At 67.7% G+C, this 25,426-nt stretch carries 21 protein-coding genes, 1 tRNA gene and 1 riboswitch; of the genes, 10 read left to right on the plus strand and 12 right to left on the minus strand.

Going from position 1 to position 25,426, the window contains the following annotated elements; all coding sequences use genetic code 11:
- The first annotated feature begins 7 nt into the window (after nt 1-7).
- The 4 genes from GR316_RS12960 (at nt 8) to GR316_RS12975 (ending at nt 5,049) form a co-directional block, all read left to right on the plus strand.
- A complete protein-coding gene (locus GR316_RS12960) occupies nt 8-1,015 on the plus strand; it encodes a TAXI family TRAP transporter solute-binding subunit (protein ID WP_211785540.1) in 1,008 nt (335 codons plus the stop codon).
- A gap of 69 nt (nt 1,016-1,084) precedes the next feature.
- A complete protein-coding gene (locus GR316_RS12965; RefSeq protein WP_211785541.1) occupies nt 1,085-3,142 on the plus strand; it encodes a TRAP transporter permease in 2,058 nt (685 codons plus the stop codon).
- Between the two features lie 106 nt (nt 3,143-3,248).
- The gene (locus tag GR316_RS12970) at nt 3,249-3,584 is read left to right on the plus strand and encodes a DUF4112 domain-containing protein (protein WP_211785542.1); all 336 of its coding nucleotides are present in this window, start codon (nt 3,249-3,251) and stop codon (nt 3,582-3,584) included.
- A gap of 10 nt (nt 3,585-3,594) precedes the next feature.
- Entirely contained in the window at nt 3,595-5,049 is a 1,455-nt protein-coding gene (locus GR316_RS12975) for a phospholipase D-like domain-containing protein (protein WP_211785543.1), read from the plus strand.
- On the opposite strand, the gene GR316_RS12980 is transcribed toward GR316_RS12975, so the two are convergent.
- Genes GR316_RS12980 through GR316_RS12990 form a run of 3 tightly spaced genes read right to left on the minus strand, consistent with a single transcriptional unit; the run spans nt 5,046 to nt 7,280 of the window.
- The gene (locus GR316_RS12980) at nt 5,046-5,516 is read right to left on the minus strand and encodes a copper chaperone PCu(A)C (RefSeq protein ID WP_211785544.1); all 471 of its coding nucleotides are present in this window, start codon (nt 5,514-5,516) and stop codon (nt 5,046-5,048) included. The genes GR316_RS12975 and GR316_RS12980 overlap by 4 nt on opposite strands.
- A complete protein-coding gene (locus GR316_RS12985) occupies nt 5,516-6,862 on the minus strand; it encodes a PepSY-associated TM helix domain-containing protein (protein ID WP_211785545.1) in 1,347 nt (448 codons plus the stop codon). The genes GR316_RS12980 and GR316_RS12985 overlap by 1 nt, the downstream gene beginning before the upstream one ends.
- A gap of 52 nt (nt 6,863-6,914) precedes the next feature.
- Complete coding sequence (locus tag GR316_RS12990; protein ID WP_211785546.1) at nt 6,915-7,280, minus strand: hypothetical protein; 366 nt, start codon at nt 7,278-7,280, stop codon at nt 6,915-6,917.
- A 100-nt stretch (nt 7,281-7,380) separates the two neighbouring features.
- Between GR316_RS12990 and GR316_RS12995 the strand changes: the two genes are divergently transcribed.
- Nucleotides 7,381-7,456, plus strand: a tRNA-Ala gene (locus tag GR316_RS12995).
- A gap of 79 nt (nt 7,457-7,535) precedes the next feature.
- Entirely contained in the window at nt 7,536-9,842 is a 2,307-nt protein-coding gene (locus tag GR316_RS13000) for a glycosyltransferase family 2 protein (protein WP_249218878.1), read from the plus strand.
- Between the two features lie 33 nt (nt 9,843-9,875).
- On the opposite strand, the gene GR316_RS13005 is transcribed toward GR316_RS13000, so the two are convergent.
- From GR316_RS13005 to GR316_RS13020, 4 genes are all read right to left on the minus strand, one after another.
- Nucleotides 9,876-12,116: a FepA family TonB-dependent siderophore receptor gene (locus GR316_RS13005; protein WP_249218879.1), complete on the minus strand. Its 2,241-nt coding sequence runs from the start codon at nt 12,114-12,116 to the stop codon at nt 9,876-9,878.
- A gap of 126 nt (nt 12,117-12,242) precedes the next feature.
- A complete protein-coding gene (locus tag GR316_RS13010; protein ID WP_249218880.1) occupies nt 12,243-13,697 on the minus strand; it encodes an MDR family MFS transporter in 1,455 nt (484 codons plus the stop codon).
- Between the two features lie 92 nt (nt 13,698-13,789).
- Nucleotides 13,790-14,578, minus strand: coding sequence for an inositol monophosphatase family protein (locus tag GR316_RS13015; protein ID WP_211785549.1), 789 nt, complete (start codon nt 14,576-14,578; stop codon nt 13,790-13,792).
- Between the two features lie 61 nt (nt 14,579-14,639).
- Nucleotides 14,640-15,851, minus strand: a complete 1,212-nt coding sequence (locus tag GR316_RS13020; RefSeq protein ID WP_211785550.1) for an MFS transporter — start codon at nt 15,849-15,851, stop codon at nt 14,640-14,642.
- A 105-nt stretch (nt 15,852-15,956) separates the two neighbouring features.
- A riboswitch (glycine riboswitch) is annotated at nt 15,957-16,046 on the plus strand.
- 134 nt (nt 16,047-16,180) lie between these two features.
- Between GR316_RS13020 and gcvT the strand changes: the two genes are divergently transcribed.
- From gcvT to gcvP, 3 genes are read left to right on the plus strand one after another with little or no spacing between them, the layout of a single operon-like run.
- Nucleotides 16,181-17,275: a glycine cleavage system aminomethyltransferase GcvT gene (gcvT, locus tag GR316_RS13025; RefSeq protein ID WP_211785551.1), complete on the plus strand. Its 1,095-nt coding sequence runs from the start codon at nt 16,181-16,183 to the stop codon at nt 17,273-17,275.
- 11 nt (nt 17,276-17,286) lie between these two features.
- Nucleotides 17,287-17,646 (plus strand): glycine cleavage system protein GcvH, encoded by a 360-nt coding sequence (gene gcvH, locus GR316_RS13030; RefSeq protein WP_211785552.1) that lies wholly within the window; start codon nt 17,287-17,289, stop codon nt 17,644-17,646.
- Nucleotides 17,647-17,670: 24 nt separating this feature from the next.
- Nucleotides 17,671-20,511: an aminomethyl-transferring glycine dehydrogenase gene (gene gcvP, locus GR316_RS13035; RefSeq protein ID WP_211785553.1), complete on the plus strand. Its 2,841-nt coding sequence runs from the start codon at nt 17,671-17,673 to the stop codon at nt 20,509-20,511.
- Nucleotides 20,512-20,574: 63 nt separating this feature from the next.
- On the opposite strand, the gene GR316_RS13040 is transcribed toward gcvP, so the two are convergent.
- Nucleotides 20,575-21,138 carry a PRC-barrel domain-containing protein gene (locus tag GR316_RS13040; protein ID WP_211785554.1) on the minus strand — a complete coding sequence of 188 codons (564 nt, stop codon included), beginning with the start codon at nt 21,136-21,138 and terminating at the stop codon, nt 20,575-20,577.
- A gap of 315 nt (nt 21,139-21,453) precedes the next feature.
- Between GR316_RS13040 and opgC the strand changes: the two genes are divergently transcribed.
- Nucleotides 21,454-22,707: an OpgC domain-containing protein gene (opgC, locus tag GR316_RS13045; protein ID WP_211785555.1), complete on the plus strand. Its 1,254-nt coding sequence runs from the start codon at nt 21,454-21,456 to the stop codon at nt 22,705-22,707.
- On the opposite strand, the gene GR316_RS13050 is transcribed toward opgC, so the two are convergent.
- From GR316_RS13050 to GR316_RS13065, 4 genes are all read right to left on the minus strand, one after another.
- On the minus strand, nt 22,704-23,078 hold the full coding sequence (locus tag GR316_RS13050; protein WP_211785556.1) for a response regulator: 375 nt from the start codon (nt 23,076-23,078) through the stop codon (nt 22,704-22,706). The two genes, opgC and GR316_RS13050, sit on opposite strands and share 4 nt — an antisense overlap.
- A 94-nt stretch (nt 23,079-23,172) precedes the next feature.
- Nucleotides 23,173-23,907: an amino acid ABC transporter ATP-binding protein gene (locus GR316_RS13055; RefSeq protein ID WP_211785557.1), complete on the minus strand. Its 735-nt coding sequence runs from the start codon at nt 23,905-23,907 to the stop codon at nt 23,173-23,175.
- Complete coding sequence (locus GR316_RS13060) at nt 23,904-24,578, minus strand: amino acid ABC transporter permease (protein ID WP_211785558.1); 675 nt, start codon at nt 24,576-24,578, stop codon at nt 23,904-23,906. The genes GR316_RS13055 and GR316_RS13060 overlap by 4 nt, the downstream gene beginning before the upstream one ends.
- 1 nt (nt 24,579) lies before the next feature.
- Nucleotides 24,580-25,329, minus strand: coding sequence for an amino acid ABC transporter substrate-binding protein (locus GR316_RS13065; RefSeq protein WP_211785559.1), 750 nt, complete (start codon nt 25,327-25,329; stop codon nt 24,580-24,582).
- Nucleotides 25,330-25,426: the final 97 nt, after the last annotated feature.

The raw sequence follows: 25,426 nt of genomic DNA on the forward strand, positions 1-25,426 counted from the left end.
GGAAGCAATGGCGATCCGTTTCAAACCCCTTCTGGGCCTTGCCCTCGCGGCGGGCGTGCTGTCCTCGGCTGCTGCGGCGCAGGACATGGCCTTCTTCCGCATCGGCACGGGCGGCACGGCGGGCACCTATTATCCGATCGGCGGGCTGATCGCGAACGCCATCTCCAACCCGCCCGGCTCGCGCGCCTGCGAAGACGGCGGCTCCTGCGGGGTGCCGGGGCTGATCGCCACGGCCGTCGCCTCCAACGGCTCGGTCGGGAACATCAACGCGATCAATTCGGGCGCGATGGAAAGCGGCTTCAGCCAGGCCGACGTCGCCACTTGGGCGCAGACGGGCACCGGCCTCTGGGAAGGCCAGCCGGCGGTCGAGAACCTGCGCATGATTGCCAACCTCTATCCCGAAAGCATCCACCTCGTGGCCCGCGCCGATGCCGGGATCGAGGGGATTGCCGATCTGGCGGGCAAACGCGTGTCGCTGGATGAACCGGGTTCGGGCACGCTGGTGGATGCGCGCATCATCCTCGGGGCCTATGGCCTGTCGGAATCGGATGTGGATGCCGAATACCTCAAGCCCGATCAGGCGGCCGACCGTATGCGCGACGGCGCGATGGACGCGTTCTTCTTCGTCGGCGGTTTCCCGGCGGGCGCGATCGCCGAACTGGCCAGCCAGCATGACGTGACGCTGATCCCGATCGACGGCGAGGGTGCGGAGGCGATCCGCGCCGAATACGGCTTCTTCTCGGCGAACACGGTTCCGGCCGGCACCTACGAGGGGCAGGACACCGACGTGACGACGCTCTCGGTCGGCGCCCAATGGGTGACGAACGCGAACCAGCCCGAAGAGCTGATCTACAACATCACCAAGGCGATGTGGAACGACAACACCCGCCGCATGTTCGATGCGGGCCACGCCAAGGGCAAGGAAATCGTGCTGGAGAACGCCGTGAACGGCGTCGGCATTCCGTTCCACCCCGGCGCGGAACGCTTCTACCGCGAAGCGGGCGTGCTGCAGTAAGCCGCGCGACACCGATGGGACGGGGTGGCATGCGTGCCGCCCCGTTTTGCATATTCTGAGGACGGACACATGACCACGCCCGACACCCGCACCGAACCGCTCAGCGCGGATGAGCTGAAGGCCTTGGAGGAGAAGTTCGACCCCGAACTGCGCTTCCGCGCGCTTGGACCGGCGCTTGCGATCCTGTCGGGGCTGCTGCTGTTCCTGCTGTCCTGCTATCACTTCTACACCGCCGGTTTCGGCATCCCGCGCGCCACGACGCATCGCGGGCTGCATATGGCGGTGACGCTGTTCCTCGTCTTCGTCAGCTTCTCGGCCTTCGGGCGGCGGGACCGGCCGTCGGGGCTGCTGGCCCCGCTGGGCCTACCGCTGGCCGATTGGGTGCTGGGGATCGCGGCGGCGGTCGCCTCGCTCTATGTGCCGTGGATCTATGACCAGCTGGCCTTCCGCGTCGGCAATCCGAATACGCTGGATGTGGCGATGGGCACGATCCTGATCGTGACCTTGCTGGAGGCGGTGCGCCGGTCCATGGGCTGGCCGCTGCCGGTGATCGCGATCCTGTTCATGTGCTATGCCTATTTCGGACAGTCGATGCCGGGCATCTTCGTGCATCCGGGCGCAACCTGGCCGGTGATCGTGAACCACCTCTACCTCACCTCGCAGGGGATCTACGGCACGGCGCTCGGCGTGATCGCCACCTATGTGTTCCACTTCGTGCTGTTCGGGGTGATGGCGACGCGGATCGGGCTGGGGCAGCTCTTCATCGACGTCGCCTCGGCGCTGACGGGGCGGTTCGCGGGCGGTCCGGCCAAGGTGTCGGTGGTGTCCTCGGCGCTGCTCGGCTCGATCTCCGGCTCGTCCATCGCGAACACGGTGACGACGGGGGCGCTGACGATCCCGGCCATGGTGCGCGTCGGATACCAGCGCCATTTCGCAGCGGCGGTGGAGGCCGCATCCTCCACCGGCGGGCAGATCACGCCGCCGGTGATGGGGGCGGTGGCCTTCCTGATGATCGAATATCTGGGCGTTCCGCTGACCACGATCCTGCTGGCGGCGATCGTTCCGGCCTTCATGCATTTCTTCGGGGTGCTGCTGCAGGTCCATCTGGAGGCCCGCCGCCTCGGCCTGCGCGGCCTGACCAAGGAAGAGCTTCCGAACGCGCTGAAGGTGATCCGCGAAGGGTGGCTGTCGATCCTGCCGCTGATCCTGCTGATCGCCATGCTGATGAGCGGGCGGACCCCGTTCCTTGCCGCCTTCTGGGCCATCGTCGCCTGCATCGGGGTGATGATCGTGCAATCGGTCATGCGCCTCGGCGTGACCGAGGGGATGAAGGACGCGGCCCGCGGCCTGTGGGACGGGTTCGTGCTGGGCGCCAAGCAGTCGCTGTCGGTGACGGCGGCGGCGGCGCTGGTGGGCATCATCATCGGCATCGTCACCCTGACGGGCGTCGGGTTCAAGATCGCCTACATGGTCACGGGTCTGGCCTCGGGCTGGGCGCAGGATGTGCATGGCCTGCTGTCGGTCCTGCCGTTCGAGTTGATGGGCATTCCGGCGCTGACGCTGCTCTTCACGCTGATGATGACGGCGGTCGTCTGCATCCTGATGGGCTGCGGCATCCCGACCACGGCGAACTACATCATCATGGTGGCGGTGGCGGCCCCGATCCTCGGCCTTCTGGGCGTGCAGCCGATCGTCGCGCATTTCTTCGTCTTCTATTACGGCGTGCTGGCGGATGTGACACCGCCCGTGGCGCTGGCGGCCTATGCCGCGTCGGGGATCGCGGGGGCGAACGCGTTTCAGGCGGGCAACACCGCGTTCCGCCTGTCGATGGGCAAGGCGCTGGTGCCGTTCGTCTTCGTCTTCTCGCCCGCGCTGCTGCTGGTGACGCCGGAATTCACGGTGCCGGCCTTCCTGCTGGCGGCGGGCGGGGCGATGCTGGGCATCTTCGCGCTGTCGGCGGCGATCACCAACTGGATGCTCGCGCCGCTTCATGCGTGGGAACGGGCGCTCTTGGTGGTGGCGGCGCTTCTGCTGATCGCGCCTGCGCTGGTGCCGACGGTGATCGGCTGCGTCTTCCTCGCGGTGCCGCTGCTGCGCCAGCTCATGGCCCGCCGCGCCGCAGCCTGAGGCGGCGGCCCCCGCCGGGTGCGGCGGGGGCACGACTTTTGCGCCGCGGACGGAACGGGTTCCGCCGCACCGGTGTTTCCCCAAGGACCTGCGGACAGGAGGGGTGATGGAACGGCAGCGCGAACTCGAACGGCTCGACCGGTTGGCGAAGGGGCTGGATGCGCAATTCCGCATTCTGGGCATCCGCTTCGGCTGGGACGCGATCCTCGGCCTGCTTCCGGGCGTGGGCGATGTGGCGACGACGATTCCCTCGGCGCTGATCATCCACCGGGCATGGCGTTTGGGCGTGCCGCGCCATGTGCTGCTGCATATGTGCGCCAATACCGGGGTGGATATGCTCGTCGGGTCCATCCCGCTGCTGGGCAGCGTGTTCGACGTGGCCTTCCGCGCCAATCTGCGCAACATTGCCCTCATCCGCCGCCATCTGAATGATCTCCCCTGAGGTGCAAGGAATGTCTGAGGTGCTCGTTCCCGGTCGCAATTGCTGGACCATCGCCGAGGCGCAGCGCTTCGCCGTCCTGATCGACGCAGAGAACTATTTCCACATCGCGCGGGATGCGATGATGCGGGCCGAGCGGACGATCACCATGATCGGCTGGGATTTCGACGCGCGCATCCGTCTGGACCACCCGCAGGACCCGGACGGCACCCCCGAAACGCTGGGCGAGTTCATCCTGTGGCTGGTGAACCGCAAGCCCGATCTGGAGATCCGCCTGCTTCAGTGGAATTCGGGGATGCTTCAGAACTGGATGCGCGGGATCAACGCCTATTACCTGATGCGGTGGAAGGCCCATAAGCGCATCACCGCTCGGTTCGACGGGGTGCATCCGCCCGCCGGATCGCATCATCAAAAGCTCTTGGTGGTGGATGACAGCCTTGCCTTTTGCGGCGGCATCGACATGACGGTGAAACGCTGGGACACCCGCGCCCACCGCGACGACGAACCGGAGCGGACCTCCCCCTCGGGGCGGGCGCTTGGCCCGTGGCACGATTGCGCGACGCTCTGCGACGGAGAGGCCGCCGAGGCGCTGGCCGAGGTGACGCGCCGCCGCTGGGAACGCGCGACGGGGCAAAAGATCGCGCCCTCGGGCGCGGCGCCGCTCGCATGGCCCGAAGGGCTGGAGCCGCTGACCGGCCCCGTCCGCATCGCCGTGGCCCGCAGCCGCCCGAAGATGGCCGATCAGACCCCGATCCGCGAGATCGAGGCGCTGTATCTCGACCTCGTGGCCTCGGCCAAGGATGTGATCTATGCCGAAAGCCAGTATTTCGCCTCGCGCCGGGTGGCGGCGGCGATGGCCCGGCGGCTGGAGGAGCCGGACGGCCCCGAGATCATCATCGTCAATCCCGACAGCGCCGAAGGCTGGCTGGAGCCGATCGCGATGGACACCGCCCGCGCCCGGCTGGTGGAATCGCTGCGCCGCCATGACCGATATGGCCGCTTTGCGATCTACCGCCCCGTGACGGAGGGGGAGAATCCGATCTACGTCCATGCCAAGGTGGTGCTGGTGGATGATCGGTTCCTGCGGATCGGCTCGTCCAATTTCAACAACCGCTCCATGCGGCTGGATTCGGAATGCGACGTGGCGCTGGATGCCGCGCAGGATCCGACGGGGGCGATGTCGCGCCGCCTTCTGGATCTGCGCCACGACCTTCTGGGCGAGCATCTGGGCCGCCCCCCCGAAGAGGTGGCGGCCGCCGTCGCGGAGCATGGCTCCGTCCTGCGCGCGATCGAGGCGCTGCGGGGCCGGGGGCGCAGCCTCGTGCCCTATGAGGTGCCGGACCTGAACGCCGTCGAGGAATGGCTTGCGGATAACGAGATCCTAGACCCCGATGGCCCCGAAGAGATGTTCGAGGCGCTGTCGCATCGGGGTCTGTTCCGGGGCCGCCTGCGCGCACCGCGCCCTTAATGCATGTGGTGCATCGGCGCTTCGTCGGCGTTCGGGGCAAGGATCGGCAGGTCCACCGTCACCGGGGCGGCATGTTCGAAATGCAATTCCAGCGTCAGCGTCTCCCCCTCGCGCAGCGGGGCGGCGAGGTCCTGAAGCATCAGGTGCATCCCCGAGGGGGAGAGGGACACCGTCTCTCCGGCCGGAAGGGGCAGGCCATCCCGCATCGGGGCCATGCGCATCGTATCGCCCGACATCTCCATCCGGTGCAGGTCGACGCGGCCCGCGGCGGCGCTTTCCACCGAGGTCAGGCGGTCGTCGCTGTCCGATCGGTTGATGAGGTCGAGATAGGCCCCCCCCACCGGCGCGCCGGGCAGGGTGGCGCGGGCGAAGCCATGCGCCACCTCCACCATGGCATGGGGCCCGTCATGGGCGAAGGCCGGGGCGGCCAGAAGCAGGGCGGCGGCGGTCAGGATCGTGCGGAACATCAAAGCTCTCCTTGGGGAATGATGGCGCGGGGCGTGCGGGCCCAACGCAGGATGTCGATCAAAAGGAACAGCGCAAGGCTGATCCCCAGAACGGGAAGCGCCCAGCCGAGGGCGAGGGCGAAGGCCAGCGCCGCGAGCCGCCCAAGGGCGGGCAGCGCGAGGATGGCGGGGATCAACGGCATCGGTGCGGCGACGGGCCGGCGCGCCCACCACATGCGATAGCCAAGGACGATCATCACCAGAAGCCCGCTGGCGACGGCGGCCATCAGCATCTGGTTCGGCAGGCCGAAGAGGATGCCCATATGCATGTCGATCCCCCAGCGGATCATCTTGGCGACCGGGCCGAAGCTGGCGAACATCGCGCGGTCCGTCACGGCCAGCGTCGCCGGATCGAGCGCCACCGTATCCACCTGCGACGGCCAGCGGCGGTCGTATTCGCGCACCATCCACGCTTGGCCCGGACGGGGCAGGCGGATTTCAAAGCGGGGGCTGTCGATCCCGCCGGCCTTGGCGGCGGCGGCGGCGGCATCGAGCTGGTCAAGCCGATCCTCGCGCAGGGCGGGATCTTGGGCGTGGTGCAGGGCATGTTCGCCCCCCGCCGCGCCTGCGGCAAGGCTGACCGAGGGCGTCGTCCAACCCATCGCCTGACGCAGCATGTCGATCCGCCCGCCCGCCGCCTGCGACCATGTCAGCCCCGTGGCCGAGACGAAGATCAGCACCACCGCCAGCGACACCCCGAGCGTGCCGTGAATCCAGCGGCGGCGCTGCGCCGGCGGCATCGCCCGCAGCGCCTGCGTCCGCTTCGGCGCCGTCGCCCAAAGCGCGACACCGCCCAGCGTCACCAGCCACAGCCACGAGGCCGCAAGCTCGCTGTAATAGCGGCCCCAATCGCCGAGGTGCAGATTGCGGTGCAGATCGTCGAGGAAGATCCGCAGCGGCAGCACCCCGCTGGTGCCATAGGTCGTCAGATCGCCGCGGATCGCCAACGTCACGGGATCGACGAAGACGGTGCGGTTCTGCGACGCGCCGAGCGCGGGATCGGAAAAGAGGATTCGCGTCGTCTGCCCCGGCCCCGGCGCGGGGCGCACGGCCGACACGGCGAGCGGCGTGTCCAGATAGGCGCGGGCGGCCTCGGCCTGATCGGTCAGGCTGCGGGCGGGGCCGGAGCTGTCGGTGGTCAGCGCCCCGCGATAGAGGAACGCCTCCAGTTGCGGGGTCGCGACATAGAGAAGCCCGGTCAGGGCGGCGACGAACAGGAACGGACCGATGAACAGCCCGGCGTAGAAATGAAGGCGCAGCAAAAGCGCGCGCAGGGCCCCCGGGCCCGCGGATACGGAATGCGACATGACATGACCTTGAATGCGCCGGCGGCGCGTATGGAAACTGGATTTCGACGGGTCAGGTCAGGGCCGGGGGGCCGCGCGGGGGAACGGCGGGATCGCGCGCGCGGCCGAAGGCGCGCTGCGTACGCGGCAGGATCACGGTGGCCGCGATATGCCGCTCGGTCGGGATCAGGGCGGGGATGCGCGCCGGAAGATCGCCGCTGGCCAGCAGATGGCAGAGCGAGCAGGTCGCCGTATGCACATGGTCCGGGCCGTCATGGTTGCACAGATCGGCGCGGGTGTTGCCCTCCAGCAGCCACGCCTCCAGCCGCACCTCCGACGCCGAGGGCGCCGCGCGCAGCGCCGTGCCGGCCGCGAAGGCGACCGACAGGAGCATCAGCAGCACTAGCCCCGGCAGAAACTGGAACGAACGGTCGCGCATGCGGTGGAGAATGCGCGGCCCCCCGTGCACGATCAAGTGACATTTCGCCCCACCCCCTCCCTTGACAGAAGGGGCGTCTTCGGGCATCACCCTGCCCGTTGGGGTCGTAGCTCAGTTGGGAGAGCGCGTCGTTCGCAATGACGAGGTCAGGGGTTCGATCCCCCTCGACTCCACCAAATTCCTTCTGGAACGGCGTTGTCATCGTCTGGGGCGTGGGTTAGCCCTTGGATGGTCCTATGCAATCCAGAGGTTCATGTGCCGCAGCCCGGTCCCCCGTCATCGCCGATCGTTCCCGTTCTGGCCCGGCAGATCGCCGCGATCCGCCTTGGGGACGATCTGCTGTTCGAGGCGGTGATCGACGCGGACCGCCCCACGCGGCGCGAGGTGTTCGTCTATCAGCCGCGCCAAGACCGCCCCGCCTTTGCGCATTCGCCGACCGCCGGGATGATCGCCTGCCGCCATGTGCCCCATGCCACTGTTTTCGTGCACGAGGATGAGGTGCCGGTTCCCGGCCCCCTTGGGGTGCGGGTGAATGGGCAGGCGGCGGCGCTGCCCTCGGTTCCGGCCGAAACCGCGCTCTTTGCGGGGCGGCGCACGCTGATCGCCCAGTGCAACGGCGAGACGGCGGCGAATGCGCAGGACTGGCTTGCTTGGCACGCGGTGCATCACCGGGCCGACGCGGCGCTGATCGTGCATCGCGGCACGCCGGACGCGGCCGCCGCCTTCCGCACCGAACTTGCGGCGCGGATCGGGGGGGATGGGCGGCTGGCGGCAATGGGGCCGGTGATGGTGCTGGGCTTCGACGCCCCCCTCGGCCGCGCCGGGGCCGGGCCGGAGGCCGATCCCATGTACGCCCCCGACGCCCCCGGCAAGGACCGGATGACCGCGCCCGAACCCGACCCGTGGAGCGCGCCTTTGGGGTTCACGCTGCTTTATGATCTGCTGCGCGCGCGCTTTCTGGGCCGGGCGGCGGCGGTGGCGCGGCTGGAACTGGCCGATCTGCTGCATCCCGGCGCCGAGGGGCGGACGGTGTTCGACGCGCTGACCGCGCAGGACGAGGCGGTGATCCTGCTGGTCGGAGAGCGCGCCTACCCATGGGCGCAGCGGCGGGAGGAAACGGACTTCGGCGATCATAGCTGCCTGCGCTTCGATGCCTCCGAATACGATCGAAGCTGGTGCCTGCAGCCCGACCGCCTGCCGCAGGGGGTGATCTGGATGCCCTATCGCATCGTTGGGGCCAAGCCGCGCGTGGTGCATCGCTGGGGCTTCTGGCGGTGCATGGCGCTGCGATACGGTTCGGGCAAGGTGTCGCGCATCGTCGCCCGCTCGGCCTTGCAAGAGGATGCGGGCCTTCTGGCAATGGGCCGCTTTTTCGGGGCCGAGCCGGAACGGATTTCGGCCGATACGGGCAATGCCAAGCACCTTCCGGCGCGCGAGGTGACGGGCCGCCGCACCGCCGTCGTCACCACGATGAAGAACGAAGGGCCATTCATCCTCGAATGGATCGCTTATCACCGCGCGATCGGGGTGGAGGATTTCCTCGTCTATACCAACGATTGCACGGATGGGACGGATGGGTTGCTGCAACTCCTGATGCGCAAGGGCATCGTGGAATGGCGCGAGAACCCCTATCGCGAAAGCGGCATGAAGCCCCAGCACGCCGCCCTCGATGCCGCCAATTCTGAGGATGTGATCCGAAACGCCGATTGGGCGATTTGCATGGATGTGGACGAATATATCGCCGTCCATACAGGGGACGGCACGCTGAACGCGCTGTTTGATGCGGTGCCGGATGCGAACATGATCGCGCTGACATGGCGGCTGTTCGGCAATGCCGACATCCACGCCTATCGCGATGGTTTCATCACCCAGCAATTCACGCAGGCCGCGCGGGAGATGTCGCCCTTGCCGCATCAGGCATGGGGGTTCAAGACGCTGTTCAAGAATGTGGGCCTGTTCAAAAAGCTGGGCGTGCACCGGCCCAAGGGGCTGCGCCCGCAGGCGGTGCGGCGGATCCAGTGGGTCAACGGCTCGGGCCGTCCCATGCCCGAAGGCGAATGGCGCAGCGCATGGCGGTCGAATACGGACACCTATGGCTACGATCTCGTGTCGTTGAACCACTACGCCGTGCGGTCCGCCGACAGCTTTCTGGTGAAGCGCGACCGGGGCCGGGTGAACCATGTGGACCGCGATCAGGGCATGGCCTACTGGTTCCGCATGAACCACAACGTCGTGGAGGATCGCCGGATGGAGCGTGCCCTGCCGCGCCTTCGGGCCGAATACGACCGCCTGATGGCCGATCCCGAGATCGCGGCCGCCCATGCCGCCTGCGTGGCCGCGCACCGGGCCAAGATCGCCGAGCTGAAGGCCGAGCCGGACCCCGCCGCCTTTCACGCCGCCATCACGGCCCCCCGCGCGCAGCGTCTGGCGCGGCTGCACGGGCATTTCGGCCTGAACGTCTATCTTGCCGGGCCGGAGGTCATCCCCGAAGAGATCGCGCTTCTGCCGCCCGAGGCGCCGTTCCATTTCAACGTGGATCGCGTGGCCGAAACCCAGCACTGAACGGCGGGCACCCATCGGGCGCCCGCCCTCTCGTCAGAAGGTCTTCGTCAGCCCGACATAATAGGCGCGGCCCGGTTCGTTGAACGTGTTCGCGCCGATGCCGGTGCGGCTCACATCCTTGTCTAAGAGGTTCGTGATGCCGCCGGTGATGAAGAAGCTGTCATCCACCGCATAGCGCGTCGCGATATTGGCGATGGTGTAGGGGTCGCGATCCTCGGCATCCTCGATCTCGGCATTGGTCAGCGCGTTGTACTGCGCCGCCTCGATCCGCCCGTAATGCGTGAGCGACGGCGTGATCGTCAGATCGTCCGTCGCGCGCCATTCCAGCCACGCATTCACCGTGTATTCCGGCACGAGGCTCAGCGGATCGCCCGTCTCCTTGTTCTCGGATTTGAGGATATAGGTGAGGTTCGTCGTCAGGGTCAGACGCTCGGACAGGGGGGTGGCGTAGCTGCCCTCCAGCCCGGAGATGACGGCGCGGGGGATGTTCTCCCACTGGAAGATCTTGCAGCTGGAGGCCGCCCCATCATAGGTGCAGTCCGCCGCCGCCATCAGCGTATCGCCCGACTGGATACGGTTGCGATAGTCGTTGTGGAACGCGGTCAGCGTCGCCGCCGTGCCGAAATCGTCGCGATAGGCGATCCCGATCTCGGAATTGACCGAGGTTTCCGGCTCCAGATCCGGGTTGCCAAGGACATAGCACGGCCCGTCCACGCCTTCGGGGCAACCATTGCCGCGCGTGACGTAGATGTAGTTGGAGCTGAGTTGATAGAGGTTCGGCGCCTTGAACGCCCGCGCCACGCCGCCCTTCACCGTCCAGCGATCGCTGATCTCGTAGGAGGCGTTCATCGCGCCGCTGATGTTCACGCCGAAGCTTTCGCCCCAATCGGCGCGCAGGCTCGGCGACAGGGTCAGCCGGTCGGAGATCTCGATATTGCCCTCGCCATAGATGCCGACCAGCGTCTGATCGAGGACGGGATCGCGGTCGGCGCTGTCGGCCTCCACGTCGCCGTAATCGAAGCCGACATCCACCGCGCCGTCCACGATCACCGAATCGTTCAGCCGCTCGTGCCGCACCTCGGAGCCGACGGTCCATGTCGCCAGATGGCTGCCGATCTGGCCGGGCAGCACCCATTCGGTCTTGGCCGCGATGTTGCGCAGGTTCACCGTGCCGAAATCGGTGGCGTTGATCTGCCCCTCGCCGCCGCCGGCGGTGCCTTCCAGAAGGCGGGTGTTGTCCGTCGTCTCGAATTGCAGATAGCTGGTGGAGGAGGCCAGCCCGTAGATCCCATGGTGCGTGATCGCGGCGGTGCGGCGGCGCATGATGTTGGTTTCCGAACCGATCAGGCTCTGGATCAGGGGATCGTCATCGCCGCTCGAAAGCTGGGTGTCGCCGGCATAGATGTTGCCCTGCCGCGAATAGCCCAGCTCGAAGTCGATGCGATGCGCGTCGGTCGGGGTCCAGCGCAGAAGGCCGGTGAAATCGCGGTTGCGCACCCCTTCGTTGCCCGCCGGAACGCTGCATTCGGTGACGGCGCCGCGGAAATAGCACGTCTCCCCCTTCAGGGCATCGGCGTTGATGTCGGCATCGTCGGCATCGGTCTTGTTCAGGTTGGCCGTGAAGCGCAGCGCGAGTTGATCGCTCAGCGGTTTCGTCCATGTCAGGTTGAGGCGCTTGGTATCCCCTTCCTTGGAGGATTCCGGCGCGTCGTACTGGGTGCTGACGGTCACGCTTTCGGTGTCCGGCACCTTGGTGATGATGTTGACCACACCGCCCGCCGCGCCCGATCCGTAGCGTGCGGCGGCCGGGCCGCGGATCACTTCCACTCGCTCGATCAGTTCGGGGGCGACCCAGTTCGAATCGCCGCGCGTGTCCCGCTCGCCGCCCCGGCCCATCTTGACCGAATTGCGCGACAGCACCGGGCGGCCGTCGATCAGGATCAGCGTGTTCTCCGGCCCCATGCCGCGGATGTCGATCTGCCGCTGGTTGCCGCGCTGCCCCGTGGAGGAGGAGCCGGTGAGGTTCACCCCCGGCTGCTTGCGCACCAGTTCGGCGATGTCGTTGGTGACGGGGCCGTTGGCGATATCCTCGGCCGTGATCTCGGACACGCCGAGCGATTGGAGCACCTCCTCCTCGTAGGAGCGTACGAGGATCTCGTCGAGGGCGATCGCCTCGTCCGAGGTGCTGGGAAGGGCCACATCCTGCGCCGCCAGCGGCATCGCCGCCGAGCACAGGATCAGGGTCAATGTGGACATAGGGATGGAACGCGCCATGCCGGTCTCCTGATGAAAGGGATCAAGGGATGGCTGGCGTTCTTGCGACGTGGTGCAAAGAAGGGTCAGGGACCCGATGCTGGCATCACGGGTGCGTTACATTCTGTGATCGCAGCGTGCAACCCCTTATCCGCCCGAGGTACTTTTTGCCGCAGCAAGGCGTGTCGGCCGAAGCACGATCGCCGCCACGAGGCCCACCACCGCAATGCAAGCCGCCGTCAGATAGATGGCGGTGAAGGCCGCCGCATAGCGGTGCGGCGTGTCCAGCCCCTGAAGCGCGGGCGCGGCGAGCCGCCCCGACAGGATCGCGCCATAGGCCGAGATGGCGAGCGCCGCCCCCGCCATGCGCATCAGCGTGACGGCCCCCGTCGCCGCCCCCACATCGCCCCGCGGCGCCGAGGCCTGCGCCCCGAGGATCGGTGCCTGCTGGCCCATGCCGATGCCGATGCCCTGAAGCAGCAGCACCGCCGCGATCACCGCGCGGGGCGTCTCCGGCCCCATGCGCGACAGCAGCACCAGCATCACCGTGCACAGCGTCAGCCCCGCCAAAAGGAAGCTGCGGTAATCGCCGCTGCGCGAGATGTAGCGCCCCGCCGTGATGGAGCCGGTGGCGATCCCGCCGGTGATGGCGATGAAGAACAGCCCGGCATGGGCGGGCGACAGTCCCGTCGTCGTCTGCAGAAACAGCGCGTGGAAGTTGACCATCCCGATCGCGATCCCGCCCGAGGTGAGCGCGACGAGCAGCATCAGCGGAAAGACCGGATCGCGGAACAGCGTCAGCGGGATGATCGGTTCGGGCGCACGCCGTTCGATCCGCACCCATGCGATCAGCGCCAGCACGGCGATCGCCACCAGCCCCAGCGAGGGCCACGAGATCAGCGCCCCGAACAGCTGTGCCCCATCCGCCAGCAGCACGATCGCCGCGATCGCCGCCGCCAGCGTCAGCGCCCCGGCCCAGTCGATGCGCGGCTGGCGCGCCGGGCGCAGATAGGGCAGCAGCAGATGCAGCCCCAAGAGCGCCGCCGCCGCCACCGGCACGTTGATGAGGAAGATCGATCGCCACCCGAAGGTGGAGGTCAGCACCCCGCCGATCGTCGGCCCCAGACTGCCCGAGGCCACGAGCACGAGGCTGGAGAAACTCTGATAGCGCGCCCGCTCGCGCGGTTCGAACAGGTCGCTGTTGATGGCGAAGATGGACACCATGATCCCGCCGCCGCCAAGGCCCTGAAGCGCCCGCGCCGCGATCAAGAGCGGCATGGTCGGCGCCAGCGCGCAGGCCAGCGATCCCGCGATGAAGATCGCCACCGCCGCCATCATGACGTATTTGCGGCCAAAGAGATCGCCGAGCTTGCCGTAGATCGGCATCACCGTGCTTTGCGCCAGAAGGTAGCTGGCGGCGACCCAGCCGAACTGCTCCATCCCGCCCAGATCGCCGACGATGGAGGGAAGCGCCGTCGCGACCACCTGATTGTCCAGCGTCGCCATGAACATGGACAGCATCAGGAAGGCGAATATGACCTGACGGCGCCCACGGGACAGGCCCAGCCCGTGCGGGGCTTCGGCCGGCATGCTGATGGCCATCGACGGCGCTCCTATACGGTTCCCGGATGATCGGGACATATGGCCACCGTATACGGCCGTATGCAAGGGGGCTCCGCGCCCCCCTTACCGGATCAGGCGCCGCGGATGATCTTGCGGAAGGGTTCGAACAGCCCTTCGTTGCCGACGATGACCGAACCGCTTTCCAGCGGGTCCTGCCCCTCGCGGATGCCGGAGATGAGGCCGCCCGCTTCGCGCACGATCACGAGGCCCGCCGCCATGTCCCACGCGTTGATCCCGCGCTCCCAGTAGCCGTCGTACCGACCGGCCGCGACATAGGCCAGATCCAGCGCCGCCGCGCCCCAGCGGCGCACCCCGGCGCAGACCGGCATCAGACGCGCCAGATCCTGCAGCGTGGCCGGCAGCGGCCCGCGCCCGGCAAAGGGCACGCCGGTGGCGAAGATGCCCTCGATCATCTGGCGACGGCCCGACACGCGCAGGCGGCTGTCGTTCATCCATGCCCCGGCGCCCTTTTCGGCCCAGAACATCTCGTCCTTGGCAGCGTCGTAGACGACACCGGAAACGATCTCCCCCTTATGCTCCAGCGCGATGGAGACGGCCCAATGCGGCAGGCCGTGCAGGAAGTTCGTCGTGCCGTCCAGCGGATCGACGATCCAGCGGCGGGTGGGGTCCTGACCGTCGGTCTCGCCCGTTTCCTCGCCCAGCCAGCCATAGGTGGGGCGGGCGGTCATCAGTTCTTCCTTGATGATCCGTTCGGCTTCGCGGTCGGCGCGCGAAACGAAGTCGCCCGGCCCCTTGGAGGAGACCTGAAGGTTCTCCACCTCGCGGAAGTCCTTCACCAGCGAGCGGCCGGCCTTGCGGGCCGCCTTGATCATGACGTTGAGGTTCGCGCTGCCTTGCATGGGACGGACTCCTGTTTTCAAGGGCGGGGGTATAGCCAACCGTCCGCGCGAAGGGAAGGGGTCAGCGGGCGAACTCGTGCCGCCGCGGCAGCAGGATCGTCAGCACCCCCAAGGCGGGCAGCCATGCGCAGGCGTGATAGACCGCGCGGATGCCATGTGCATCGGCCGCCAGACCGAGCGCCGCCGCCGCCAGCCCCCCCATCCCGAAGGCCAGCCCGAAGAAGATCCCGGCCACCATCCCGACCCGTCCGGGCAGGAGTTCCTGCGCCGTCACCACGATCGCGGGGAAGGAAGATGCGATGATGAACCCGATGATCATCGTCAGCACCGCCGACCCTGCCAGCCCCACATGCGGCAGCGCCAGCGTGAAGGGCAGCGCCCCGAGGATGGAGAACCAGATCACCGCCGTCGTGCCGAAGCGGTCGCCGATCGGCCCGCCCAGAAGCGTGCCCGCCGCCACCGCCCCGAGGAACAGGAACAGCATTACCTGCGAGGTCTGCGTGGAGACGCCGAAACTCTCGATCAGATAGAAGGTGTAGTAGCTGGAGAGCGAGGCCATATAGGCGTTCTTGGAGAAGGTGAGGAAGGCCAGCACCGTCAGCGCGAGGATGATGCGCTTGCGCGGCAAGGGCAGGGTGCGGTCGGCCAGAACCTTGCCGCGCGTGCGGGCATACTCGCCATACCAGCGGCCCACGCGGTAGAGGATGGCGATCCCCGCCGCCGCCAGCACGCAGAACGCCGCGACCGAGGGGCGCCCCAGCGGCACCACGACGAACGCCGCCAGCAGCGGCCCCGCCGCCTGCCCGGCATTGCCGCCCACCTGAAAGATCGACTGCGCCACCCCGAACCGCCCGCCCGAGGCCATCCGCGCCACGCGGCTGGCTTCGGGATGGAAGACCGCGCTGCCGATCCCGATCAGCGCCGCCCCCGCCAGCAGCACGCCGTATCCGGGCGCGAAGGCCAGCACCAAGAGCCCGACGAAGCTGGCGGCCATGCCGATCGGCAGCGACATCGGCGCGGGGCGGCGGTCGGTGGCGATCCCCACCACCGGCTGCAAGAGCGAGGCCGTGCATTGGAAGATCAGCGTCAGCATCCCGATCTGCCAGTAATCCAACGCGAAATCGGCCTTCAACACCGGATAGATCGCCGAGAGCAGCGATTGCAGCACGTCGTTGACGAAATGGCACAGGCTGATGGCCAGAATCACGGAATAGGTGGTCACCTCGGCGCGCCGGTCCGGCACGGGGGTCGCGGCGGTCTGGACATCGGCCATGACGAATCCTCTGATGCTTCGGCCGTCATACGCCGGGCCGCATGGCATCACCAGAGTCATCTTCGGCGGGGCTTGCCAGCCGATGGGCCCCGCGCTAGAGATCGAAGCATCAGGTCAGGGAGAAGCCGGTTCGCGCCGGTGCCGAAGGAGCAACCGCCCCGGTAAACTCTCAGGCAAAAGGACCGGCCTGATGCGAAGCTCTGGAGAGAGGCCGCGTGCGGCCCGCCGACGGGATAACGATCTCAGGCGCAAGGGACAGAGGGGGCATCGCGGAACGGGGATCGGCCCGTTCGGATGCCGGGATTCCGGCCTGATGACGGGGGAACCCCATGGACCTGCAACGCCTGCCGCTGCATGATCTTCACGTGGAACTTGGGGGGCGCATGGTGCCCTTCGCGGGCTGGCACATGCCCGTGCAGTTCGAAGGCGTGATGGCCGAACACCTGCACACCCGCCGCGCCGCCGGCCTGTTCGATGTCAGCCATATGGGGCAGGTAATCCTGCGCCCGCGCACCGACATGGCCGCCCTTTGCGCCGAGATGGAGGCGCTGATGCCCGTCGCCGCCGCCGCGCTGCCCGAAGGGCGCCAGCGCTATGGCCTGCTGACGAATGCGCAGGGCGGCATCCTCGACGATCTGATGTTCGCCAACCGGGGGGATCATCTCCTCCTGGTCGTCAATGCCGGCCGCGCCGCCGAGGACATCGCCCATCTGCGCGCCCATCTGGGCGATCAGGTAGAGCCCGTGACGGACCGCGCGCTTCTGGCGCTGCAGGGCCCGCAGGCCGAAGATGCGCTGGCCCGCCTCGTGCCCGCCGTCATGGCGATGCGCTTCATGGATGTGATCACCGCCGACACGCTGTTCGGCGCGCTCTGGATCTCCCGCTCGGGCTATACCGGCGAGGATGGGTTCGAGATTTCGGTCCCCGTGCCGGGCGCCGAGGGGCTGGCCCGCGCGCTTCTGGCGATGGCGGAGGTGGCCCCCATCGGCCTTGGCGCGCGCGACAGCCTGCGGCTGGAGGCGGGGCTGTGCCTGCATGGCCATGACATCGACGCCTCCACCACCCCGGTCGAGGCGGCGCTCTCTTGGGCGATCCCGAAATCGCGGCGCGGCGGAGGATTCCCCGGCGCGGAGCGCATCCTTGCCGAACTGGCGGACGGCCCCGAACGCCTGCGCGTCGGCCTTGCCCCCGAAGGCCGCGCCCCGATGCGCGAGGGCACGGCCCTCTTCGCCGCCGATGGCACCCCCGTCGGCACCGTCACCTCGGGCGGGTTCGGCCCCAGCGTCGGCGCGCCCGTCGCGATGGGCTATGTCGCCGCCGCCCATGCCGCCCCCGGCACCCCCCTGTTCGGCGAGGTGCGGGGCAAACGCCTGCCCGTCCTCGTCGCCGCGCTTCCCTTCATCCCCGCATCCTTCAAACGCTGAGGAGACGTCCCATGAAATACACTGAAGAGCACGAATGGCTGCGCGTCGAAGGCGATTATGTCGTCGTCGGCATCACCGAACACGCCGCCGCCCAATTGGGGGATGTGGTGTTCGTCGAACTGCCCGAGGTGGAGACGCAGGTCGCCACCGGCGATGAGGTGGTCGTGATCGAAAGCGTCAAGGCCGCGTCCGACATCCTCGCCCCCGTCGACGGCGAGGTCGTGGAGGTCAATGACGAGCTGGCCTCCAACCCCGGCCTCGTGAACGAGGACCCGACCGGCCGGGCGTGGTTCTTCAAGCTGAAGGTCGAGGATCTGTCCGTCGTGGATCAGTTCATGGACGAAGACGAATACGCCGATCTGATCGGCTGACCCCCTCCCATACGGCAGGACATCATGGCCTATACGCCCGTCGCCTACGACCCCTACGACTTCGCCAATCGCCGCCATATCGGCCCCTCTCCGGCCGAGATGGAGGAGATGCTGGCCGTCTGCGGCGTCCGCACCCTCGATCAACTGATCGAGGAAACGATCCCCGCCTCCATCCGGCAGGACCGCCCGCTGGATTGGGCGCCCTTGGCCGAGCATGAGCTGCTGGCCAAGATGCGCGAGGTGGCGGGCCGCAACCGCGTGATGACCCAGCTGATCGGGCAGGGCTATCACGGGACGGTCACGCCCCCGGCGATCCAGCGCAACATTCTGGAAAACCCGGCTTGGTACACCGCCTACACCCCCTATCAGCCCGAGATCGCGCAGGGCCGTCTGGAGGCGCTGCTGAACTTCCAGACGATGGTGTCGGATCTGACGGGTCTGCCGGTGGCGAATGCCTCGCTCCTCGACGAATCCACCGCGGCGGCCGAGGCGATGGCGATGGCCGAACGCGCATCGAAGTCGAAGGCGCGCGCCTTCTTCGTCGATGAGGCCTGCCATCCCCAGACGATCGAGGTGATCCGCACCCGCGCCCTGCCGCTGGGCATCGAGGTGATCACCGGCCCCGCCGATACGCTGGACGCCGCCGCCGTGTTCGGCGCGATCTTCCAATATCCCGGCACCTTCGGCGAGGTGCGCGATTTCACCCCCGAAATCGAGGCCCTGCACGCCGCCGGCGCGCTTGCGGTGGTCGCGACCGACCTTCTGGCGCTCTGCCTTCTGAAGGAGCCGGGGGCGATGGGCGCGGATATCGCGGTCGGCAGTTCGCAACGCTTCGGCGTGCCGATGGGCTATGGCGGCCCGCATGCCGCCTTCATGTCCTGCCGCGACGCGCTGAAACGCTCCATGCCGGGGCGGATCGTGGGCGTGTCAGTGGATGCGCGCGGCAACAAGGCCTACCGCCTTGCGCTGCAAACGCGCGAGCAGCATATCCGCCGCGAAAAGGCCACCTCCAACGTCTGCACGGCGCAGGCGCTTCTGGCGGTGATGGCGGGCTTCTATGCCGTGTTCCACGGGCCGAAGGGCCTGCGCGCCATCGCCGAGCGCGTGCATTTCCACACCGTGCGCGTGGCCGAGGCGCTGCGCGCCGCCGGGGCGGATGTGCAGCCCGCCGCCTTCTTCGACACGATCACCGTGCGGGTGGGCGTGGGCCAGCAGGGCATCATGGCCGCCGCGCGCCATCGCGGCATCAACCTGCGCCGCGTGGGCCGCGACCGCGTGGGCATCAGCCTTGACGAGACGACCGATGAGGGCGTGATCGCCCGCCTTCTGGACGCCTTCGGCATCGCCGAGGTGCCCGCCACCGCCGCCGCCCCCGCCGTGCCGGACGCGATGCTGCGCCGCTCCGAGTACCTGACCCATCCGGTATTCCACATGAACCGGGCGGAGTCGGAGATGATGCGGTACATGCGCCGTCTGGCCGACCGCGATCTGGCGCTGGACCGGGCGATGATCCCCCTCGGCTCCTGCACGATGAAGCTGAACGCCGCGGCCGAGATGATGCCGATCACATGGCCGGAATTCGGCTCGCTCCATCCCTTCGCGCCGGCCAATCAGGCGCAGGGCTATGCCGAGGCGATCGCCGATCTGTCGGAAAAGCTCTGCACGATCACCGGCTATGATGCCTTTTCCATGCAGCCCAATTCGGGCGCGCAGGGGGAATATGCGGGGCTTCTGACCATTCAGGCCTATCACCGCGCCCGCGGCGAAGGGGAGCGGGACATCTGCCTGATCCCGATGTCGGCGCATGGCACGAATCCGGCCTCGGCGCAGATGGTGGGGATGAAGGTGGTGGTGGTGAAATCCGCCCCCAACGGCGATGTGGACATCGAGGATTTCCGCGCCAAGGCCGAAGCCGCCGGAACGCGCCTTGCCGCCTGCATGATCACCTACCCCTCCACCCATGGCGTCTTCGAAGAGGCCGTGCGCGAGGTGTGCGACATCACGCATCGCCATGGCGGGCAGGTCTATATCGACGGGGCGAACATGAACGCGATGGTCGGGCTGGTGAAGCCCGGCGCGATCGGCGGGGATGTCAGCCACCTGAACCTGCACAAGACCTTCGCGATCCCGCATGGCGGCGGCGGGCCCGGCATGGGGCCGATCGGGGTGAAGGCGCATCTGGCGCCCTTCCTGCCCGGCCATCCCGAAACCGGGGGCGAGGAGGGGCCGGTATCCGCCGCGCCCTATGGCTCGGCCTCCATCCTGCTGATCTCGTGGGCCTATTGCCTGATGATGGGCGGCGAGGGGCTGGCGCAGGCGACGCGCGTGGCCATCCTGAACGCCAACTACATCGCGGCGCGGCTGCGCGGGGCCTATCAGGTGCTGTTCATGGGCAATCGCGGACGGGTGGCGCATGAATGCATCCTCGACACCCGCCCCTTCGCCGAGGCGGGCGTGACGGTGGACGACATCGCCAAGCGCCTGATCGACAACGGCTTCCACCCCCCGACCATGAGCTTCCCGGTCCCCGGCACGCTGATGGTCGAGCCCACGGAATCCGAGACCAAGGCCGAGATCGACCGTTTCGTCACAGCGCTTTTGTCGATCCGCGAAGAGATCCGCGCCGTGGAGGACGGGCGCATCGCGGCCGATGCCTCGCCCCTGCGCCACGCCCCCCACACGGTGGAGGATCTGGTGGCCGAGTGGACGCGCCCCTATGCCCGCGAGGAAGGCTGCTTCCCCGCCGGCAGCTTCCGGGTGGACAAGTACTGGCCCCCCGTGGGCCGCGTGGACAACGCCTATGGCGATCGCAACCTGATCTGCACCTGCCCGCCGATCGAGACGTATCAGGACGCCGCCGAATGACGAAAAAGGCCCCCGGCATAACCGGGGGCCTTTCGCATTGCGCCTAGGCGCGCGATCCGAGGATCACTTCATCCCGCCGAGCCAGGATTCGTCCAGCTGGGGCTTGGCCTCCAGTTCGTCCTGCGTCAGACGCGTCACGACGGAGAAGTCGTCGCCGTCCTTGACGAAACGCACGTCCTTGAGGCTCAGCAGCACGGTGTCGTCACCGATGTCCAGCCAGCCGCCGGTTTCGACCGCAAGGCCCACCAGCTTGCCATCCGGCGACATCACGATGTCGTCCACCTCGCCGATGTCGTTCCAGTCGTCGCTGACGGCATCGTAGCTCGGCGTGGCGTTCCAGTCTTCGTCGCTGACCTCTTCGGCGACGGAGTAGATGTCGGCACCCAGCAGCTCATCGGCGCTGATCATCGAGGCATAGTTGTCCTCGGTGGCCACGCCGCTGTTGCCCATCATCATGCCGCCATGATGCATGTCGCCATGCATGCCGTCATGATGCATCCCGTCGTGCTGCATCGGCGCTTCGGTGGTGGCCGTCGTGCCCGGTTCGGCTTGCGTCGTCTGTGCGCCGGCAAAGGCGGTGGACAGGGCGAGAACCGAAGCGGCGAAGGGAATGGCTTTGAGTTTCATGGATTCCTCCAGTTTATTCTGCAGTGCGGCATGGCCGCGATCTGCGCAGGGTGTCACAGCCGTGGGGGCTGCGGGCGGGACCGGCGGAGCGATTGCCGCCCCGGCCCGCCTGTCGACGGCGAGAGCGTCGGATGCGCCGGGCGTCGTATCGTCTGGCGTGTCGCGTTCTCTCGTCTCATCATGGCGAACCAACACGCAGACCGCGGCGAGGTTCCGCCGATGCGCGGTATTTTTGGGCAAAGCGCGAATTTCTGCGTGTGCGGACAGTGGATTGACCCATGGACGTGCGCCATCTTCCTGTCATAAAGGAAGCACATGATGCGCATGACCGCTCTTGACGGCCTTCGGGGCTGGTTTCTGATCACCATGACCCTGAGTCATGTGGTGTTGCAGCAGGGCGTCTGGCTCGACTGGCTGCATTTCCGCAACCTGATGTTCGTCGAAAGCGCGCAGGGCTTCGTGTTCCTGTCGGGGCTTTTGTTCGGCATGGTGCAATATCGCCGCCTGATCAAACAGGGGCCGCAGGCGCTGTGGCAATCGGCCGGGCGGCGCGTGCTGGAACTGTGGTGCTGGGCCGTGGGGCTGCTGATCCTCGTGCTGATGGCGCGCAACCATCTGCCGAACGGCGCGTGGATCTACCGCAACTGGCTGGGACAGAGCGGCCTCGAGGATCCGATCCGCGTGGCCGCGATCGCCACCACGATCTTTCAGCCCACCTTCATGGATATCCTGCCGCAATACATGATCTACATTGCGGTGGCGCCCGCCGTCCTGCTTCTGGTCCGGCGCGAGCTCTGGCCGCTGGCGGCAGCGCTGTCGATCATCGTGTGGATGTCGGCGCAGCTCGGCCTCGTGCTGCCGCTGTCGCGCGGCGTCGATCTTCTGGCCGAGGCGCGGGACGGGCAGGGGCTGCGCATGGCCTTCGATCCGATGGGCTGGCAGCTTTTGTTCATGGGCGGGGTGATCGTCGGCAGCCTGTGGCAACGCGGCACCCTACGGGCCGAGCATCTGTTCCCCGCCGGCCCCGCATGGCCGCTGGCGGCGCTGGCGGTGATGCTGTTCTTCCTGCCGCTGCGGGTGCTGACGGCGCATGGCTGGCTCGATCCGCAGACGCTCGGCCTCTTTGCGCAGATGGAGCGGCGCTCCAATCTCGGGCCGGTCTATGTGATGAACTTCGTCGCGGCGGCGTGGCTGATGGGCTGGCTGCTGCATCGCGGGGCCGAGGCCGCGCCCGTCATTCAGCGCATCGCGGCGGGCCTGCGCCGTCTGGTGGGCTGGGAGTGGGCGGCGCTGCTGGGCCGCCATTCGCTTCAGACCTATGTCTGGCATGTGGTGCTGGTCTATGCGCTGCGCTATGCCGATGCGGCGCATGGGCCGCTGGGTCCGGTGCAGGCAACGCTGGGCGTGGCGGTGGCGCTGCTGCTGCTGCCCCTACCTGCCTGCCTGCTGGAGGGGCGCTTCATCCGCCGCCCCGTCGCCCCCGCCCGCCAAGAACCGCGGCTGAGCGCGCAGGACCTTCCCACCATCACCCCCAGCGTTCGCCAGCCCCCGGTGATGCGGCGGCCCTAGACCGGAACCGCCGCGAAGTGGCGCGATAGGAAATCGGCCACCGCATCGGCGCCCACGGGCTTTTCCATGAAGGCCAGCGGCTGCGCCTCGGCCGCGCGGGCGCGTGTGGCGGGATCGAGGCTGGCGCTAACGAAGATGCACGGGATGGCGTGGCGTTCGCGCAGCATCAGCGCCGTTTCCACCCCATCGGAATCCATCGCCAGATGCACATCCATGGTGGCAAGGTCGATGTCATGCGCCTCGGCCAGCTTCAGTGCCGCCGACTGATCCCGCGCGATGCCCACCGTCTCGAACCCCGCATCTTCCAAGGTACAGGCAAGGTCGAGGCCGATCAGGGCCTCATCCTCGACGATCAGGATCTTGCGGGGCATGCGGACAACCTTACTTCCAACGCGGGGGAGACGCGCGATTTGGAAAGAACGCATGGGCGTGGCTTTGGTTCCGCGTACCCGCGCCTTTTTCGGCCTATCCGCTGACGCGGCGCAGGAAGGCGCGGGTGCGCGGATCGCGCGGGGCTTCGAAGATCTGGGCCGGGGGGCCTTCCTCCACGATGCGGCCGCCTTCCATGAACAGCACCCGGTCCGCGATCTCGCGGGCGAACTGCATCTCATGGGTGACGATCAGCATGGTCTGGCGGCGTTCGGCGACGCGGCGCAGAAGGTCCAGCACCTCGCCCACCCATTCGGGATCGAGCGCCGAGGTCGGTTCGTCCAGCAGCATCAGATCGGCGTCCAGCGCCATGGCGCGGCCGATGCCGACGCGCTGCTGCTGCCCGCCCGACAGGGCGGCGGGAAAGCTGCCCGCCTTATCGGCAAGGCCCGTTTCGCGCAGGATCGCATCGGCGCGGGCCTCGGCCTCGGCGCGGGGGCGGCGCTGAACGGTGCGCAGCGCCTCGGTGATGTTCTGGCGCGCCGTGCGGTTGGCAAAGAGCGCGTAGTTCTGAAACACGAAGGCCGTCCGCCGCCGCAGCGCCAGAACCTGCGCCTTGCTGACGCGGGCCGCATCCACCGACAGATCGCCGATCTCGATCCGGCCGGCATCGGGGCGGTCCAGAAAGTTGATGCAGCGCAGCAGCGTCGATTTCCCCGTGCCCGACGGGCCGATGATCGCCACACGCTCGCCCGGCTGAATGGTCAGGTCGATCCCGTCCAGCACCACCGTATCGCCGAAACGCTTCGTCAGTCCTTCCAGCCGGATCATCGTGTGAACGCCTTGTTCAGGGAAAATTCGATGCGCCGCTGCACGACCGACAGCGCCTCCACCACGATCCAATAGATCACCGCGACGACGATGAACGCCTCGAAATAGAGGAAGCTGCCGGCGGCGGCCTTTTGCGTCGCGCCCATCATCTCCGTCACGCCCAGCGTGAAGGCGAGCGAGGTGCTCTTGATCATGTCGATAAAGTAATTGACCAGCGTCGGCGCCGCCACGCGGGCGGCCTGCGGCAGGATGATGCGGCCCATCATCTGGATGCGGGTCATGCCGACGGCCTCGGCGGCCTCCCACTGGCTACGGTCCACGCCCAGAACGGCGGCGCGGATGCTTTCGGCCATATAGGCGCTGAAATGCAGCGTGAGGCCGATGATCGCAGCCTCGACCCCGGTGATGCCGCGCAGCACCGGCATCACCTGCGGCAGCCCGTAATAGAAGAGGAACAGCTGCACCAGCAGCGGCGTGCCGCGGAAGAAGCTGATGAACAGCACCACCACCGCATCCAAGACGGGGATGCGGGCCACCCGCTCCATCGCCAGAAGGCAGCCGAGGATCAGCGCGCAGACCATCCCCGCCGCCGCCATGAACAGCGTCAGCGGCAGATAGCCCAGCAGGATGGGCACCAGACCCAGCATGAAATCGAGGTCCAGCGCCCGCATGTCAGTCGTCCAGCGGCTGGGTCACGTCGGCATCGAGCCATTTTTCGGAAATGGCGCTCAGCGTGCCATCCGCCTTCATCGCGGTGATCGCCTCGTCCACGCGGTCGCGCAGCGCCTCGGCATCCTGACGGAAGGGCAGGGCGTTGCGGATCTCCGAGAAGGGCTGCCCGGCAAGCGCCAGCGGCAGCGGGCTTTCCGCGATCACCTGCGCCGAGGAAACGCGGTCCATCACGAAGGCATCGACGCGGCCAAGGGCGGTGTCCTGCTCGATGTTGGATTCGTAGGTGCGGATGTCGATCTCGTCGGCATAGGGCAGGGCGCGCAGAAGCTGTTCGAAGTTCGACCCGAGGCTGACGGCCACGCTGCGGCCCTTCAGGGATTCGGGGCCGGTGATCTCATCCTCGTTGCCGCTGCGCACGACGACCTGCGCCCCGTCATAGACATAGGGCTGGGTGAAGAGGAACTTCGCCTCGCGCTCGGGGGTGATGGTGATCTGGTTTGCCACGGTGTCGATGCGGCCCGCATCCAGCGCCCCGATCAGACCCGAGAAGGACATGGTGACGAAGCTGACATCCATGCCGAGCCGCGCGCCAACCTCGTTCAGGAAATCGACCTCGAAGCCCTGAAGCGTATCGTCGCGGGTGAAGGTGAAGGGGAAGTATCCGCCCGACATGCCGACGCGCAGCGTGTCCGCCATGGCCGGGGCGGCCAGCGCGCCGAGCGCCGTCGCGAGGGTGAGTGCCTTGAGCATGCGCTGTCCTTTCAAAATCGACATCCGGGCCAATCATCGGGCCGGAACGGGGACATGACGCCTTCCGGCGCGCCCCGCAATGGCCTTGAGGAAACAA

Origin of the sequence: Falsirhodobacter algicola (genome assembly GCF_018279165.1) — a bacterium.
In the GTDB taxonomy this organism is placed as follows: domain Bacteria; phylum Pseudomonadota; class Alphaproteobacteria; order Rhodobacterales; family Rhodobacteraceae; genus Falsirhodobacter; species Falsirhodobacter algicola.

Coding starts and splice junctions, on each gene's coding strand:
- GR316_RS12960 (WP_211785540.1), top strand. CDS start 8: ATGGCGATCCGTTTCAAACCCCTTCTGGGCCTTGCCCTCGCGGCGGGC.
- GR316_RS12965 (WP_211785541.1), top strand. CDS start 1,085: ATGACCACGCCCGACACCCGCACCGAACCGCTCAGCGCGGATGAGCTG.
- GR316_RS12970 (WP_211785542.1), top strand. CDS start 3,249: ATGGAACGGCAGCGCGAACTCGAACGGCTCGACCGGTTGGCGAAGGGG.
- GR316_RS12975 (WP_211785543.1), top strand. CDS start 3,595: ATGTCTGAGGTGCTCGTTCCCGGTCGCAATTGCTGGACCATCGCCGAG.
- GR316_RS12980 (WP_211785544.1), bottom strand. CDS start 5,516: ATGTTCCGCACGATCCTGACCGCCGCCGCCCTGCTTCTGGCCGCCCCG.
- GR316_RS12985 (WP_211785545.1), bottom strand. CDS start 6,862: ATGTCGCATTCCGTATCCGCGGGCCCGGGGGCCCTGCGCGCGCTTTTG.
- GR316_RS12990 (WP_211785546.1), bottom strand. CDS start 7,280: ATGCGCGACCGTTCGTTCCAGTTTCTGCCGGGGCTAGTGCTGCTGATG.
- GR316_RS13005 (WP_249218879.1), bottom strand. CDS start 12,116: ATGGCGCGTTCCATCCCTATGTCCACATTGACCCTGATCCTGTGCTCG.
- GR316_RS13010 (WP_249218880.1), bottom strand. CDS start 13,697: ATGGCCATCAGCATGCCGGCCGAAGCCCCGCACGGGCTGGGCCTGTCC.
- GR316_RS13015 (WP_211785549.1), bottom strand. CDS start 14,578: ATGCAAGGCAGCGCGAACCTCAACGTCATGATCAAGGCGGCCCGCAAG.
- GR316_RS13020 (WP_211785550.1), bottom strand. CDS start 15,851: ATGGCCGATGTCCAGACCGCCGCGACCCCCGTGCCGGACCGGCGCGCC.
- gcvT (WP_211785551.1), top strand. CDS start 16,181: ATGGACCTGCAACGCCTGCCGCTGCATGATCTTCACGTGGAACTTGGG.
- gcvH (WP_211785552.1), top strand. CDS start 17,287: ATGAAATACACTGAAGAGCACGAATGGCTGCGCGTCGAAGGCGATTAT.
- gcvP (WP_211785553.1), top strand. CDS start 17,671: ATGGCCTATACGCCCGTCGCCTACGACCCCTACGACTTCGCCAATCGC.
- GR316_RS13040 (WP_211785554.1), bottom strand. CDS start 21,138: ATGAAACTCAAAGCCATTCCCTTCGCCGCTTCGGTTCTCGCCCTGTCC.
- opgC (WP_211785555.1), top strand. CDS start 21,454: ATGATGCGCATGACCGCTCTTGACGGCCTTCGGGGCTGGTTTCTGATC.
- GR316_RS13050 (WP_211785556.1), bottom strand. CDS start 23,078: ATGCCCCGCAAGATCCTGATCGTCGAGGATGAGGCCCTGATCGGCCTC.
- GR316_RS13055 (WP_211785557.1), bottom strand. CDS start 23,907: ATGATCCGGCTGGAAGGACTGACGAAGCGTTTCGGCGATACGGTGGTG.
- GR316_RS13060 (WP_211785558.1), bottom strand. CDS start 24,578: ATGCGGGCGCTGGACCTCGATTTCATGCTGGGTCTGGTGCCCATCCTG.
- GR316_RS13065 (WP_211785559.1), bottom strand. CDS start 25,329: ATGCTCAAGGCACTCACCCTCGCGACGGCGCTCGGCGCGCTGGCCGCC.